Below are 14,571 nucleotides of genomic sequence, written 5' to 3' on the forward strand. Positions count from 1 at the left end.
TGTCACTCGGATTTCACGAGGGATGGTCTTTCACCATCATGGTTATCAAGTTGTCAAGGTTCTTTCTTCCTTGCGACTAATCCTCCTAAACCCTTGATGGGCAAGGTTTCTAGTCAACGAATCGCACGGTCACATCCTACCCGACAGGAGGGATTAGATTTGGCATAACTTACCGGGGTTTCGACCGTTCCCCAGACCTCTGCCGGTGCGCTTTCCTTTTGAAGAATTAAATTACGGGGTCGCACCGTTTGCTGTCGTTTTTACTTGTTCCGTCTTTTGGATTGTTTTGGTGATTTAGGGTGATTCAGTTTGCCTACCCTCTTCTCGGAGATTGCAGCTATCAAGCCATATGCTGCGAGAATCAGAGGATGAAGTCCACACATTTCCCAGGCTGTGGCTTTGTCATGAGACACTTTTTTAGAATCTGTTTACCCGTGTCACCTCCCTATTAGCGCCAGGGAACCTACCTGTTTTAGTCCTGATTGCGCCCTGTTGCCAGCTTCACTCTGCGAGGTTGCCGCCTGCTCGGTGTGGCCAGATAAGGAGTCACTTCTCTCCTGAAGGGCGGGGTTTTCACCCGCATCCGTTAGACAGTTAGACTTTTGAGGTTTTTGTTCCTCGCGAAGTCCCCTACTCATACCCCTCTATTTTCTAGAGGCTCCTAGTAGGAACAAGCCGCACTGACTTCTGACTTCTGACGCTAAGCGTAGCGCTATAACTGACCCGATGACATTAAACGCCGTTGAAAGTCTTGGGCATATTTTTGATTGGGAATTTGTTGAGATAAAGCTTTTACAAATTCTTGGGCGGAAGAGTTAGGATGCTGGACAAGAGTACGCTGGCAGACAATGGTAGCCATCGGGCCAATTAACTCAGCGAGTTCCTGTTGGCAAAGAGCTACAAAATTGGGGTCTAGTAAATTACTATTCCGATTAGGGGCAGAAGAAATTGGCAGTGGTGTAGGACTAACCCAGGGTTGAGTTGTACTGGCTGGCCGTCTTGGGGAAGAACCATTACTGATTCTTGACTTATGGCTTTTTGTTTCTTTGGAGGCTTGGCTAGTTTTGGTATGGAAAGGTATCTTGGTGGGATACAACGCATTGTTAATATCTACTAACTGCTGATAAATTTCTTCAGCAGTTTGGGGACGCTGATTGGGTAAACGAGCCATCAGATAGTCGAGGAAATCTGCCAGTTGTGGCAAAATATTCAGAACACTGTCGTGCCAGCTTAACTCATCATTATAGGATTCATAAAATTTACTCGGGTCTTGACCAGTGAGTAGATAAACAAAGGTGCGCCCCAAAGCAAAAAAGTCTGATTGGGGGACTGCCTGACCGTTAAGCTGCTCTAGTGGTGTATACCCTGCGGAAACTACCCCTGTTACCATACCAGTGGCTTTTTTGGTCACAAAGGTACCTGTAATTTCCCGGGCAGTGCCAAAGTCAATTAACACCAGTTGTCCATCTGTCCTGAGCATAATGTTAGAGGGCTTGATATCCCGATGGAAAAAGTTATGACTGTGTACTGCCTGTAAGATGGCAGCTAGCTGGATCAGCCACCGAATGGCAATTTTCTGGTCAATGGGAGCACCCCGCTTTTGGATGTATTGCTTTAGATTCAATCCTTGAATCTTTTCCATCACCAGACAATGAACTGGCTCGTCCCTGTCTCTGGGGTGGACTGTGAAGTAGGCATCAGGTTCTACTTTGGGAATGCCACTATTCTCTAGTCGGGCGAGAACTTCGGCTTCTCTTTGGAATAGTTCAATATACTTGGGACTATTCTTAATTAGAACTTTCAGGACTCTAGGGTTGCCTTGAGGATCAACAATTTCATAGGTTTTGCCAAAACCGCCACTTCCCAGTTGACTGATCACTCGATAGCGCCCTTCCAGCAACAACTCAGAATTACAACTCTGACAGAATAGTTTACTGTCAGGGTTGCGGGGATTTGAGCAGTTGGGATTAATGCACAGACTCATCTGAATTAGCTGGTACAGGACTTAGGCATCGAATCAGTAGAGTTCTAGCAACAGTCAATTTTGGCTAGGTATCTATATTTACTTATCGGCTGAGCCGTGCCAATTTATGCACCAACCATGACACAACAAGTTATACACATGATATTTTAAAGGGCTATTTGGATTTTGGGTTTCCAACTTGACCAGATGGTGGTTTGGTGGTTTGGTTGAAGGTGGTTTGGTTGAAGGTGGTTTGGTTGAAGGTGGTTTGGTTGAAGGTGGTTTGGTTGAAGGTTGAAGGTGGTTTGGTTGAAGGTTGAAGGTGGTTTGGTTGAAGGTTGAAGGTTGTTTGGTTGAAGGTTGAAGGTTGAAGGTTGAACGCGCACCCGTGGCCTTTTGGCCAAGGTGGTTTGGTTGCAGGTTGAACGCGCACCCGTGGCCTTTTGGCCAAGGTTGAAGGTTGTTTGGTTGAAGGTTTAATCACCTGTAACCTCTAACCTCTAACCTCTAACCTCTAAGCTGTAACCTCTAACCTGATCACCTGTAACCTGTAACCTGTAACCTGTAACCTCTAACCTTCAACCTGTAACCTGTAACCTCTAACCTGTAACCTTCAACCTGTAACCTCTAACCTTCAACCTGTAACCTCTAACCTTCAACCTTCAACATTCAACCTTGGCCAAAAGGCCACGCTACGCGAACAACATTCAACCTTTAACTTTTATAGCTTCCCTGGAATTAAGTATCCCACCCTAGGCGGTACAGTTGGAGGGGCTGGTCTTTACCTTTAACCTTAACCGGGGACATTTTTTCCAACGGTAGAGTTTTATCCCTCAGCTTGTCGAAGGTGCTTTGGGAAATTAGAATCTCTCCCTCCTGAGCAGCACTACAGATGCGGCTAGTAACATTGGTAGTGTCACCGATAGTAGCGTATTGAATCAGCTTCTGTGAACCGATATTACCTGCTGCGACTTTGCCAGTATTGAGTCCAATGTGGATTTCAATCTCTAAATTGCGCCGCTGGAACCAATCCTGATTCAGGTGAATAACTGCCCGTTGCATTGCGATCGCAGCTTGAACGGCTCGGTCAGCATCGTCCGGTTGGCAATAGGGGGCTCCCCACACAGCCAGTAAGGCATCGCCAATATATTTTTCTAAAGTGCCTTCGTATTTAAACACAATATCCTCTACCATCACCTGGAAGTACTCATTGAGCATCTCAATCACTTGGCGTGGCTTCATCCGAGAGGACATTTGGGTAAATTTACTGATGTCGGCAAACAGAGCGGTTACTTCGGTATCTATAATTTCCAAGTGGCCTTCTTCCTTGAGCTTTTTACTCACAGCTTCTGGAAAGAAAAGCTCAAATTTACTCCGCATTACTGCTTCTTCCTGCATCTTCTGGTAAAGTTGAGCATTGTCAATTGCGATCGCAGCTTGGTTAGCCAGAGCCGTCAAAAACTCCAAGTCTTCTTGAGAGTAAATATTGGCTCTAGAGAGATTGTCCGCATACAATACCCCAATCACTTCCTCTCTCGGTTTTAGGGGTACGCACATGGAGGCATGGATTTCTTGCTGGAGCACTGACTGGGAATTACTGAATCGTTGGTCAATGGCAGCATCAGCAATTAAAACCCCATCCCCCTTCTGGTGTACGAAATTGGTGATTCGTTTGCTATAAAATCGCTCATGGGTGGGTATGCCTGTTCGGGAGTTGACAGCTTTTTCCTCTAGCATTCCCGTGTCTTGATTAACCATGAGGATGATTGCCCGGTCTACATTCATAATCTCGAACAGCAGGTCAAGAATTTTTCTCAACAAGTGATCAGGCTCATCGGGAGAGGAAAGTTGCTTACTCACCTCCAATAAGATTTTTAACTTGTCTACTGAGCGTTGACCTGTATCTTGCTCTCGCAGCTTCAGGGCTGAGCCTTTATAAGTTAAACTGTCATGGTGCAGTAATTCCTGAATTTCGACACGGGTTTGTTCTGGGGATAACCTGCTGACAATCGAAAAGTTGGAATCATTATCCTTCAAGATATTTGGGGTGATTCTGCCATCATCACTCACAAATTCAAAGATTACACTGCCCAGACGTATTAAGTCTCCGTCTTTGAGCTCACACTGGTCAATTTTGGCGTCATTAACAAACGTGTGATTTAGGCTACCTAAGTCTTTTAGGATAACCCGATCATTCGTGAGTGTGACCTGAGCATGATGACGGGAAAGACTTTTATGAATTACGGTAATACTATTATTTATTTCCCGTCCTATGGTATTGGCTCCACTGCTCAATTTATAACTTTCTTGGTTATTCGGCTCTGATTTAGCAATTAAATACGGCACAATCTAGCTCTCGTCATTAGTTTCTATATCAGAGTATAATCTAAATTATAAAACTACTAATTTAAGGTTCTAGGATCTAGGTTTAATGGCTAAGGGTATTATGATAAGCCTATGAAGCGCGCCTTTTTTAGCAAGGAGGTAATCAAATGCCCCTGTTTTAACTAATACCTAATACCTGACACCATTACCCTAAGCTGTAATCCCTAACCCCTAAGCTGTAATCCCTAACCCCTAAGCTCTAATCCCTAATCCATAGAATTGGGTTGATAACTGTTTTAAAAACTGGTGAGATAAATTTTGTGGTAGTAGGATAAAACTTGAGATTAGGTGAACACTTGCTTGACTGGTAGTTTACCTCGGCAATGGGTTGAGGCTTTTTAAAAGTATATCAAACTATTAAGCCATTTTGGCAAAAATAAGTCATAGTGTAAATACTTAGTTATAATCAAAGAATTGGAAGTACTATCCCCATTGGGGGGAGGAGGAAGCCATGGGGATCGCTACAGTTAACCCAGCAACCGGGGAAACCATCAAAACCTTTGAGCCAGAGAGTCCGTCGTCCATTGCGACCAAGCTAGCAATTGCCCAAGAGGCGTTTGAGCAATACTGCCAAACATCAATGGAGCAAAGAGCAGAGTGGCTAAACGCAGCGGCGGAGATTGTAGAGCGGGATCGAGTCAAATTCGGCGAGCTGATGACCACGGAGATGGGAAAACCCCTCAAAAGTGCGATCGCAGAAGCGCAAAAATGTGCTTTGGTTTGTCGGTACTACGCTGAACACGCAGCTGAATTCCTCGCAGATGTCCCAGCCTCTACCGATGCCACCCAAAGCTTTGTGCGCTACCAACCTCTAGGAGTAATTCTAGCAGTCATGCCCTGGAATTTTCCATTTTGGCAAGTCTTCCGTTTTGCTGCTCCAGCATTGATGGCGGGAAATGTGGGGTTGCTCAAACATGCCTCTAATGTGCCTCAATGCGCCTTAGCCATTGAGCAAATCTTTGCTGAAGCAGGATTTCCGGAAGGGGTGTTTCAGACCTTACTGATTGGTGCTGACCAAGTAGAGCCAGTAATTCAGGATCCACGGGTCAAAGCTGCCACCCTAACTGGTAGTGAGCTAGCAGGAGCTGCTTTAGCGGCTGCGGCTGGGACACAAATCAAGAAAACTGTCCTGGAACTAGGGGGAAGTGACCCGTTTATTGTCCTAGAAAGTGCCGATTTAGAAGCAGCAGCTACTACGGGTGTGACTGCTAGGATGCTCAATAACGGTCAATCGTGTATTGCAGCGAAACGGTTTATTGTGGTGGACGCAGTAGCCGATGAATTTCAGCAACGTCTACTGCACAAATTCCAAGCCCTGAAAGTGGGAGATCCCATGGCGGAAGATACCGATATTGGTCCGTTGGCAACCCCTGGTATTCTTAGAGACTTAGACCAACAGGTACAAGCCTGCATTGAACAAGGGGCAAAGGTTCTTATCGGTGGCCATCCTTTAAGCGATCGCGCTGGTAACTTCTACCCCCCCACAATTCTAACTGACTTCCCACCAGGCACTCCAGCTGATAACGAAGAATTTTTTGGCCCTGTTGCCCTATTGTTTAGAGTTCCGGATATTGATGCTGCTATTAAGCTTGCCAATTCCACAGTATTTGGATTAGGAGCCAGTGCCTGGACAACCAATGAGGAGCAAATCCCCAGGCTGATTGATGAACTTGAAGCTGGAGCAGTTTTTATCAATGGCTTAGTCAAATCCGACCCCCGTTTACCCTTCGGTGGGATCAAACGTTCTGGGTATGGGCGAGAACTAAGCATTCAAGGGATACATGAGTTCGTAAACATCAAAACTGTTTGGGTGAAGTAAAAATTCTAGGTATTAGGCTAAAACCATTAGTAAGCATATGCGCTATGCGCACGCTGCTTGAGGTGCTATCAGCTATCAGCTATCAGCCTATGCGCTACTTGAGGTGCTACTTGAGGTGCTATCAGCCGTGCTTATGGGTCAAGTCCCAGCGTCGAAGCCTGTGCCACACTAGTTGAGGTACTTTTGAATAAAATAAGCTGACAGCTGACGGCTGACTGCTGAATGCTTACAACCATTAGCCTATAGCAATTCTATTTAAATCCTGAACAGTGACAGTTACTACTGACGGATTCTCCGACTCAGGAATCAGGAATCAGGACTCAGCACTATTCTTAAAATTTACCTTGTTGGTGAAGCTATCTGTGTATCCGTCTCTATCCCTGTGGTGCTGGTGAAGGGGAAAATAAAAAGTTTTTAGGTAACATTTTTAACTTTTTTATATCAACTTTTTACTGTTAACTTTTATTAAAGTTACCCAGATAGAAGCCAGAATTGCCATACAACTCAGTACTCTGCTTCTTTCATGGTTATCAAAAGCTTATCAAAAGCTACTTTAACATTGCCCCAACCCCACTTAACTTCTGATAAATTGGCATACACCGGATATCAAATGCTAAATCTTTTGTCATGAACTAATAACAAATATGGACGAAAGCTAATAGAAAAAGCTAAAAAGGAATCTCAAAATAAATCTAAAAATTATTTTTTACAATCAAAGATTATTTTGATACCAAAAACCTATATACCAGGGATGATTAGATATGGGTGACATGAATACCGCTGAACTATTGGTACATTGCTTAGAAAACGAAGGAGTCGAGTACGTTTTTGGACTACCTGGAGAAGAAAATCTCCATGTTCTAGAAGCTCTCAGACATTCTTCAATTCAATTTATTACCACTCGTCATGAACAGGGAGCAGCCTTTATGGCAGACGTTTACGGACGGCTGACAGGAAAGGCTGGAGTTTGCCTGTCTACCCTCGGTCCAGGGGCAACTAACTTAATGACTGGGGTTGCTGATGCCAATTTGGATGGAGCACCCCTAGTGGCCATCACTGGTCAGGTGGGAACGGACCGGATGCATATTGAGTCCCACCAGTACTTGGATTTGGTGGCAATGTTTGCTCCAGTGACTAAGTGGAACCGGCAAATTGTTCGCCCTGATACGACAGCAGAAATTGTCCGTAAAGCGTTTAAACTCGCTCAGACCGAAAAACCAGGAGCGGTACACATAGATTTGCCAGAAAACATTGCGGCTATGCCAGTCAATAGCCAATCCCTAGGCAAAGATGGTCGGGAAAAAACCTTTGCGTCTTTCCGTAGTTTGGGTAAGGCAGCTGTGGCAATTTCTAAGGCGAAAAATCCCCTAATCTTGGCGGGTAATGGCACAATTCGTGCTGGTGCTGCTGAAGCCTTAACCGAATTTGCCACCCGGATGAATATTCCAGTGGTCAATAGCTTCATGGGTAAAGGGTGTATTCCTTACACTCATCCCCTGGCCTTGTGGACCCTTGGATTACAACAACGGGACCACATCACCTGTGCTTTTGAGCAATCGGATTTGGTGATTGCGGTGGGATATGATTTGATTGAATATTCTCCCAAAAAGTGGAATCCAGAGGGCAAGATTCCTATTATTCATATCGGTGCCAGTCCAGCAGAAATTGATAAAAGCTACATTCCTTTAGTGGAGGTAGTAGGGGATATTTCTGACTCTCTTAAGGAAATTATGAAGCAGGGAGACCGGGAAGGTAAACCGATACCATCCGCTGCTGAACTTCGGTCGGAAATCCGAGAGGACTACGAACAGTATGCTAATGATGAAGGCTTTCCTATCAAGCCCCAAAAACTGATCTATGACCTACGCCAAGTCATGGAACCAGAAGATATTGTGATCTCTGATGTAGGAGCTCACAAGATGTGGATGGCTCGTCAGTATCATTGTGATTGTCCCAATACCTGTATCATTTCTAATGGTTTCGCAGCGATGGGGATTGCTTTGCCAGGAGCACTAGCGGCTAAGCTGGTTTATCCGGATCGGAATATCGTGGCAGTCACTGGTGATGGGGGCTTTATGATGAATTGCCAGGAACTTGAAACAGCACTCAGAGTAGGGACTGCCTTTGTGACACTGATTTTCAATGATGGTGGCTATGGCTTGATTGATTGGAAGCAACAAAATCACTTTGGTGAGTCGGCTTTCGTGAATTTTGGCAATCCAGATTTTGTCAAATTTGCTGAAAGTATGGGACTAAAAGGCTATCGTGTCAATTCAGTGGATGAGTTGATTCCTATCCTAGAAGAAGCATTAGCTCAAGATGTGCCTGCAGTGATTGATTGTCCGGTGGACTATGGCGAAAACCTACGCTTTAGCCAAAAGACTGGTGATTTAACTTGCAAGATTTAACGCTATTTGGATTGGAGGTTGGAGGTTGGAGGTGGAAGGTTGTTGAAGGTTGAAGGTTGAAGGTTGAAGGTTGGAGGTTGGAGGTTGGAGGTTGGAGGTTGAAGGTTGTTGAAGGTTGAAGGTTGGAGGTTGTTGAAGGTTGAAGGTTGTTGGAGGTTGGAGGTTGAAGGTTGAAGGTTGGAGGTTGAAGGTTGGAGGTTGAAGATTGAAGGTTGTTCGCGTAGCGTGGCCTTTTGGCCAAGGTTGGAGGTTGTTGAAGGTTTAAGGTTGCAGGTTGGAGGTTCTAATCTTCCAGTTGTGAACCCTCTGTTCCCTGTTCCCTGTTCCCTGTTCCCTGTTCCCTGTTCCCTCAACAGTGAATAACTTTCAACCTACCCTACAAGGGATGCCAAGGGCTAACAACCGGTTAACCTTCAACCTATTAACCTTCAACCTGTTAACCTTGGCCTTTGGCCACGCTACGCGAACAACTTGTTAACCTTCAACCTATTAACCTTCAACCTATTAACCTTCAACCTATTAACCTTCAACTTGTTAACCTTAAACTTGTTAACCTTAAACAAACCTTTGGGCCACAATGGCGAGACAGCAGGAATTTATATAGTTATCTTATTAAATACAACTAGGTTGGTTTCAACAACCAATCATTGCATCAATAAATTTGGCACTAGAGAGTTGATCCAGGAAGAATAGGTGAAGGATTTTACTCTGGATTTGCAAAGTCTACTTTATCCTTCGCCAAACCTCTAGGGTTTAGGAAAAAAACTATTCCTAACTGGGACGAAAAACTGCTTTACTGGCTGCGGAAGGAATAACTAAACTTTGGGCGATATATATATGATTGCCCTGATGTTTAATGCCTATCCATAATGGTCATTACTGGATTGATTCTCTAGAGCTAATTTTACCCAACCAAATTAAACCTTTTGAAAAGGGAGAGTACTCAATATGGATGAGATGGAAATTTATAATTAGCGTCCTGCTGGTTCTGCTCTGTTTTCAACTTCGGAAAGCTTTATGGATTCCATCAAAGATTTGGACTTCATGACAGATGTGTCAGAATATCAGGTCGACAAGATTGAAGGAGGCGAAGACAACAGACACCCTCGCATTATTCCCAAAGACTTTGTCGGCGCAGGCCAGCCTTTTCTCATTAGTAATGAGGTGGATTTAGAACGAATCGCGATCGCTAAAAACGGTGGTACTGCAATCGTTAATCAAAACGTTAACATTTTCAACGTATTCATAATTCTCTGAACTCACTTGTCCTAGCCGTATTCCTGCCTAAGTCCTAAGGTTTTGATTATGCAATTACTGGATGCTTTACGAAATCAACGACTGGATTCTTCTATACCTGGATTGTTTGATGTTTTTTATGATATTCTTAACAATGTTCAGATTCAATCTAATTTCTATATTACTCATCCAAAGTACAAACCCCTGGAACTTCCAGATGAAGTGGTGCCTTTGTTTACCAAGCAGCTGTTACCAGGACTGGCTCTATCAGAAGAACCGGATTATAAATTTACGCCTAAAGAAGATTTAGGCATGAATCGCTGCCAAATTGTTGCTAATGCGTTACTAGAAGCTTGGCTACAAGGTCACGACTCTGCAGAAGGTCGGATGAATTTTATCCTCCACAACTTTTCTTTGCTTGGAATTGATATGAAGCGCCCTTACTTGAATGCTAACTCTAAGGATATTTATTAAAGATGGTTTGTAAGCTATCAGCTTATGCGCTACGCGCACGCTACGCGAACAGCTATAGCAAAGGGAACAGGGAACAGGGAGCAGGGAGTAGGGAACAGGGAACAAACATTCTCTCAATTGATTTAGGATTGCTATATAGCGCTACGCGCTACTAATGGTGCTACTTGAGGTGCTTTTGAATAAGCCATGCAGAGGTGCGACCCGTGGCGAATTTAATTACGGCTCAAACGCACCATTACGGTCTTGGGGGTTTCCCCCAAGACCGCGCTGCATCAAGACAAGAGGTAAGCATTCGTTAGGTCACAGGCTAGAAGCCTGTGCCACATAGAAGCCTGAGCCTGTGCCACATAGAAGCCTGTTTTATATATGGGTTGTCAACCATTTCTGGCAGGAATTGGCAAAAGGTAAGAGGGAAAAAGCAAGAGGGAAAAGAAATCCAGAGTTTTATTGGACAATAATAAACGACCTCCTAAATTTACATCTCATTTGTAAACCCTATAGTCACACAATTACAACTGATATAACACTAATTATAGAAATAAAAAGTTTATAAACATTGCGGATAGGAATAAGCTTAGTGGGGAAGTACTCAGTATAATCAGGTCAGGGTAACATAGATCACCAACTCCAGCTTGTTAGCACTTCTTGATGGTACGGGTGAAGAGTTGAACTCGTTCAATTTTTGGCTGCTACTCGTAACTCTCTTACAAAACTATCTAATGACAAGATAGGTCTTAGGGAAAATCTTAGAAATAGAAATATCCTATATTATCTGTAGTACACCCTAAACGAACGGGATGTGTTTAATCAAACAAACCTAATGTGCATCTACCTTAAGTAGCAATTTTGGAGAAAAGCAGAAATGGCACGAAGAATTTGGTCATTAGGTCAAAGTTTATTAGCTGGCAGTTTCTTGAGCTTAGTGTGCATAGCTCCAATAGTGGCTCAATCCCGGGGGAGCCAAGGTCAGCTGACCGAAGCTGAAGTGTGTCGGCAGCAACGGACAGTGGAGGTGAGCTTTGACCGAGGACAATCCTACGAAGATAGCAGACTTGGAGTCCGACTAAAGTATGAGAATATTCTGAAAACAGCTAGCAACTCTTTAGCAGAACTCCTGTTCAATGAAGGCTCTATAGCCAGGGTCAATCAAAGTTCGGAGTTCCTATTTAAGTCTGGATTGCGTAGATTTGACCTTGAAAATTATCAGCATAGAGGTTGTCAAGGCTACGTCAGTGCCACGGTAAACGAAGCTGCCATCATGACCGAAACAATCTTCTTTCTTAAGGAAGGAATGGCTCTAGTCATGGCCCCCCAAAACAGCGTAGGCACTCAGATTGAAACTCCAGACAGTCGTATTAATATTGCAACTAAAACTCCCGTAGCATCTGCATCATTCACACCAGACTTACCCTTAGCAACAAGAAAGCCGATTCTGATCGCTGCCATGCATCATGTTATTAGTGATATGGCAGGTTATATTCCACCAATTGCAAGTTTAGCTGACTCCGGGTCTGTAGTTCTGGGTCAAGCTAATACAAACCAGGTGAAACCAGCTTTGCCCACTCCTGATTTGCTAGTTCCACCGGAAAAAAGTAGTGCGGTGATTGTAGTTCATAATTCTACTAACGGCACAACTAGTGTGTTTGCCCTGACGGATGGCGACATTACGGTTTCTGATTCAGATGGACAAAATCCCGTTTCCTTGCTTGGGGGTCAAACTGTTGCTGTTACTAATGGTGAGGTAGGACAGGTTCGTGAATTCAACTTGCAGGCATTTTACCATGCTGTGCCACTAGCATCTGGTTTAGCACCTGGACAAGAAGACATAGTGGCTCAAGAACCGGAAGGGGTTCAAATCACACTCAATAAAGTTCGAGTCGAAACCTTGGCTGCCCTGAGAAGGCAACAGTCTAAAACCGAATTTCTGAAAGATGCCTTGAGAGACAGGGACACCTTCTTTGATGAGGAGTACGATTTACCTTCGGACAATGATGGTCTAACAGGGCAAACTTCCTCTGACATTATTAATCCAGTCGTTACCGATGGCATTTTTGTCAGGACAGGTGAAAATACGGCAACCTTCACAGATGGGCAGGGTAACGTAACTCCCATGACTGTGGATTTTGATGATGACCCCACCATCACAATTAATGGCAATGGTGGGATCTCCAACGATGCTGGTCTGAGTGGGAATAATGCCTCAGGCACTGTGATTAATCCAGATGGTACCGCCACCCGCATTGAAATTTTTGGCGTGAACGGTGATGAACCCCCGGTGAATGTGCCGTTCCAGGGTACCTTGACTGACGGCATTGCTCCTGACCGCTAAGGAATTGTTAGCAACTCAGGACTTACGCGGTTAAGTTGATTTCGCCCCCCTAGCCCCCCAATTTTGGGGGGTAATGATGTCAAAGTCCCCCGAGCGAGGGATTGCTCGCTCGGGGGATTTAGGGGGCAAATGCGTAAGTCCTATAACTGAAGAATTTAAGGAATTAGGGCATCTACTACTCAATCAACAACCGTAGGTGTAAATTTTGAACACAAAAAATTGCTTACTACTATCTGGAGCTTCGGCATTTTTTCTCGCTTCACCAGCAATGGCAACTCGTTCGACAGAGGGAGTTAGCCCTAACTCAGGTACATTCCTAGAAAAAGTTACTAGGTCGGTTGTCTCTGTTGATACTCTAGCTGACCTTGCTCCGGTGTTAGCAAATACTTCTGAACAAGCAGAAGCTGAGGTTACTGAAGCTAATTTCTTGGATAACCCTATGGCTCAGATAACCCCAGTTTGGCAACTAAGGGATATACAGCCAACGGATTGGAGCTTTCAGGCACTACAGTCTCTGGTGAAACGATATGGTCTGATTCTTGAGTATCCCGACGGCACATTCCAGGGAGATCGCCCCCTTACCCCCTACGAATTTGCTGTTGTACTGAATTCTGTGCTGGATGCCATTTATCAGTTAATTGAGTCTGGGTCTGAAAAAAAACTAAGTCAAGAAGATTTGGCCACTGTAGAAAAACTGTGTACTCAGTTTCCCGCTAAACTTGCTGAGACTCGCCGTCAGATTGAAAGTCTGGAGGTTAGGACAAAAACCTTAGAGGACAAGCAGTTTTCCCCCAAAGTCAAACTAGGAGGACAAGTAATTTTGGGAGTGTCAACTGCTACAGGGGGTGAACCTCCCGGTCGCGGAGAAACCGAGACGGTTCTGTCCCACCTGACGGTGCTTCAGCTTAGTTCGTCATTTATAGATCCGAAGCGGGAGAAGCTGCGGGTGGGATTCGTGGCAGGGAATTTTGACGATCGCGGTTTCGCTAACCCCCAAGCCCTTAACACCAACATGGCGCTACTATCTTACCAAGCCGATACAAATAATCAGTTTGAACTGAGTTCTTTAGAATATCGGTTTGCTGTTAGCGATGGCTTGGTTTTCACATTTAAACCTGTGGGCTTTAGCCTCAACAGTGTGCTAAACCCCAACTCTCCCTACCAGAGTGCAAGCCATGGGGCTCTCTCTCGCTTTGCTGGAGTTAGTCCCATCTTCAAAATTGGTAGCTTAAATGCTGGTGCTGGCTTAGACTTATTGCTGAGTAATCGGGCACGTCTACAGGTTGCTTATGGGGTTCGCAATGGCAATAGTAGCGATGAGGGTTTGTTTTCAGCAGATCATCGGGCTTTGGGCGTGCAGCTTTTAGCCAAGCCAGCTAATAACCTCAGGACTGGCATTGCCTATGTGAATGCCTTTGCTAGAAATGGTCGTCTCGATACCTTTACCGGCAGCAACAATGCTGATATTTCGGGAGGATTCAACGAACCCGCCACCATTCATGCCGTCAATGGGACTCTGGCATGGCGAGTAACCCGTAAAATTACCTTAGGAGCTTGGGGAGGGGTGACTCTCACTGATTCCCTACCATCAGATGCCCTAGTTCTTTCAACCACATACCTATTCTCTTTGGGTATCTCTGACCCCTTTGGCAGAAAAGGTGATTTGCTAGCCGTGATGGTAGGTCAACCACCCCGACTCAGGGCTGGACTTAATATTGTGCGAGCAGATGAAGGGTCTAGCATGCACTACGAGGCTTTTTACCGCTTCCGAGTTAGTAATCGGGTATCGATTACACCAGGCTTTTTTATCGTCACTGACCCTGGGCATATCTCGGAAAATAATAACATTTTTGTTGGCTCAATCCGAACAGGGTTCAGCTTTTAGGGTGTTTAGAGGATATCTGAAAAGTTTTTTGATACTGAATTTTGCCCCCCTATCCCCCCAACTTTGGGGGAA

The 14,571-nt window shown here is 44.7% G+C and carries 14 protein-coding genes; 10 read left to right on the forward strand and 4 right to left on the reverse strand.

The window, feature by feature from the left end:
- Window positions 1-712: 712 nt before the first annotated feature.
- The 3 genes from F6K57_RS23200 to F6K57_RS23210 all read right to left on the reverse strand — a co-directional run bounded on the left by F6K57_RS23200 (window position 713) and on the right by F6K57_RS23210 (window position 4,309).
- Window positions 713-1,984, reverse strand: a complete 1,272-nt coding sequence (locus F6K57_RS23200; protein ID WP_293018984.1) for a serine/threonine-protein kinase — start codon at window positions 1,982-1,984, stop codon at window positions 713-715.
- A gap of 154 nt (window positions 1,985-2,138) precedes the next feature.
- Window positions 2,139-2,447, reverse strand: a complete 309-nt coding sequence (locus F6K57_RS23205) for a hypothetical protein (RefSeq protein WP_293018983.1) — start codon at window positions 2,445-2,447, stop codon at window positions 2,139-2,141.
- A gap of 254 nt (window positions 2,448-2,701) precedes the next feature.
- A complete protein-coding gene (locus tag F6K57_RS23210) occupies window positions 2,702-4,309 on the reverse strand; it encodes an adenylate/guanylate cyclase domain-containing protein (protein ID WP_293018982.1) in 1,608 nt (535 codons plus the stop codon).
- A 490-nt stretch (window positions 4,310-4,799) separates the two neighbouring features.
- On the opposite strand from F6K57_RS23210, the gene F6K57_RS23215 reads away from it, so the two are divergent.
- The gene (locus F6K57_RS23215) at window positions 4,800-6,167 is read left to right on the forward strand and encodes an NAD-dependent succinate-semialdehyde dehydrogenase (protein WP_293018981.1); all 1,368 of its coding nucleotides are present in this window, start codon (window positions 4,800-4,802) and stop codon (window positions 6,165-6,167) included.
- Window positions 6,168-6,937: 770 nt separating this feature from the next.
- A complete protein-coding gene (locus F6K57_RS23220; protein WP_364303878.1) occupies window positions 6,938-8,575 on the forward strand; it encodes an acetolactate synthase large subunit in 1,638 nt (545 codons plus the stop codon).
- Here the strand turns inward: F6K57_RS23220 and F6K57_RS23225 are convergent.
- A complete protein-coding gene (locus F6K57_RS23225) occupies window positions 8,538-8,816 on the reverse strand; it encodes a hypothetical protein (RefSeq protein ID WP_293070899.1) in 279 nt (92 codons plus the stop codon). The genes F6K57_RS23220 and F6K57_RS23225 overlap by 38 nt on opposite strands.
- Here F6K57_RS23225 and F6K57_RS23230 point away from each other — a divergent pair.
- From F6K57_RS23230 to F6K57_RS23265, 8 genes are all read left to right on the forward strand, one after another.
- Window positions 8,801-8,938 (forward strand): hypothetical protein, encoded by a 138-nt coding sequence (locus F6K57_RS23230; RefSeq protein ID WP_293070901.1) that lies wholly within the window; start codon window positions 8,801-8,803, stop codon window positions 8,936-8,938. The genes F6K57_RS23225 and F6K57_RS23230 overlap by 16 nt on opposite strands.
- The gene (locus tag F6K57_RS23235; protein ID WP_293018978.1) at window positions 8,931-9,053 is read left to right on the forward strand and encodes a hypothetical protein; all 123 of its coding nucleotides are present in this window, start codon (window positions 8,931-8,933) and stop codon (window positions 9,051-9,053) included. Before F6K57_RS23230 ends, F6K57_RS23235 begins: the two co-directional genes overlap by 8 nt.
- Window positions 9,025-9,201: a hypothetical protein gene (locus F6K57_RS23240; RefSeq protein WP_293070903.1), complete on the forward strand. Its 177-nt coding sequence runs from the start codon at window positions 9,025-9,027 to the stop codon at window positions 9,199-9,201. Before F6K57_RS23235 ends, F6K57_RS23240 begins: the two co-directional genes overlap by 29 nt.
- Window positions 9,202-9,592: 391 nt before the next feature.
- Window positions 9,593-9,832 (forward strand): hypothetical protein, encoded by a 240-nt coding sequence (locus F6K57_RS23245; protein WP_293070905.1) that lies wholly within the window; start codon window positions 9,593-9,595, stop codon window positions 9,830-9,832.
- Window positions 9,833-9,880: 48 nt separating this feature from the next.
- Window positions 9,881-10,285, forward strand: a complete 405-nt coding sequence (locus tag F6K57_RS23250; protein ID WP_293070906.1) for a T3SS effector HopA1 family protein — start codon at window positions 9,881-9,883, stop codon at window positions 10,283-10,285.
- Window positions 10,286-10,287: 2 nt separating this feature from the next.
- Window positions 10,288-10,440 (forward strand): hypothetical protein, encoded by a 153-nt coding sequence (locus F6K57_RS23255; protein WP_293070908.1) that lies wholly within the window; start codon window positions 10,288-10,290, stop codon window positions 10,438-10,440.
- A gap of 707 nt (window positions 10,441-11,147) precedes the next feature.
- Window positions 11,148-12,614, forward strand: coding sequence for a hypothetical protein (locus F6K57_RS23260; RefSeq protein ID WP_293070910.1), 1,467 nt, complete (start codon window positions 11,148-11,150; stop codon window positions 12,612-12,614).
- 205 nt (window positions 12,615-12,819) lie between these two features.
- Window positions 12,820-14,499, forward strand: a complete 1,680-nt coding sequence (locus F6K57_RS23265; protein ID WP_293070912.1) for an iron uptake porin — start codon at window positions 12,820-12,822, stop codon at window positions 14,497-14,499.
- The last annotated feature ends 72 nt before the right edge of the window (window positions 14,500-14,571 follow it).

It is taken from the genome of Moorena sp. SIO4A5, from assembly GCF_010672005.1.
Taxonomy (GTDB): Bacteria; Cyanobacteriota; Cyanobacteriia; order Cyanobacteriales; family Coleofasciculaceae; genus Moorena.

Coding starts and splice junctions, on each gene's coding strand:
- F6K57_RS23200 (WP_293018984.1), bottom strand. CDS start 1,984: ATGAGTCTGTGCATTAATCCCAACTGCTCAAATCCCCGCAACCCTGAC.
- F6K57_RS23215 (WP_293018981.1), top strand. CDS start 4,800: ATGGGGATCGCTACAGTTAACCCAGCAACCGGGGAAACCATCAAAACC.
- F6K57_RS23220 (WP_364303878.1), top strand. CDS start 6,938: ATGAATACCGCTGAACTATTGGTACATTGCTTAGAAAACGAAGGAGTC.
- F6K57_RS23245 (WP_293070905.1), top strand. CDS start 9,593: ATGGATTCCATCAAAGATTTGGACTTCATGACAGATGTGTCAGAATAT.
- F6K57_RS23250 (WP_293070906.1), top strand. CDS start 9,881: ATGCAATTACTGGATGCTTTACGAAATCAACGACTGGATTCTTCTATA.
- F6K57_RS23255 (WP_293070908.1), top strand. CDS start 10,288: ATGGTTTGTAAGCTATCAGCTTATGCGCTACGCGCACGCTACGCGAAC.
- F6K57_RS23260 (WP_293070910.1), top strand. CDS start 11,148: ATGGCACGAAGAATTTGGTCATTAGGTCAAAGTTTATTAGCTGGCAGT.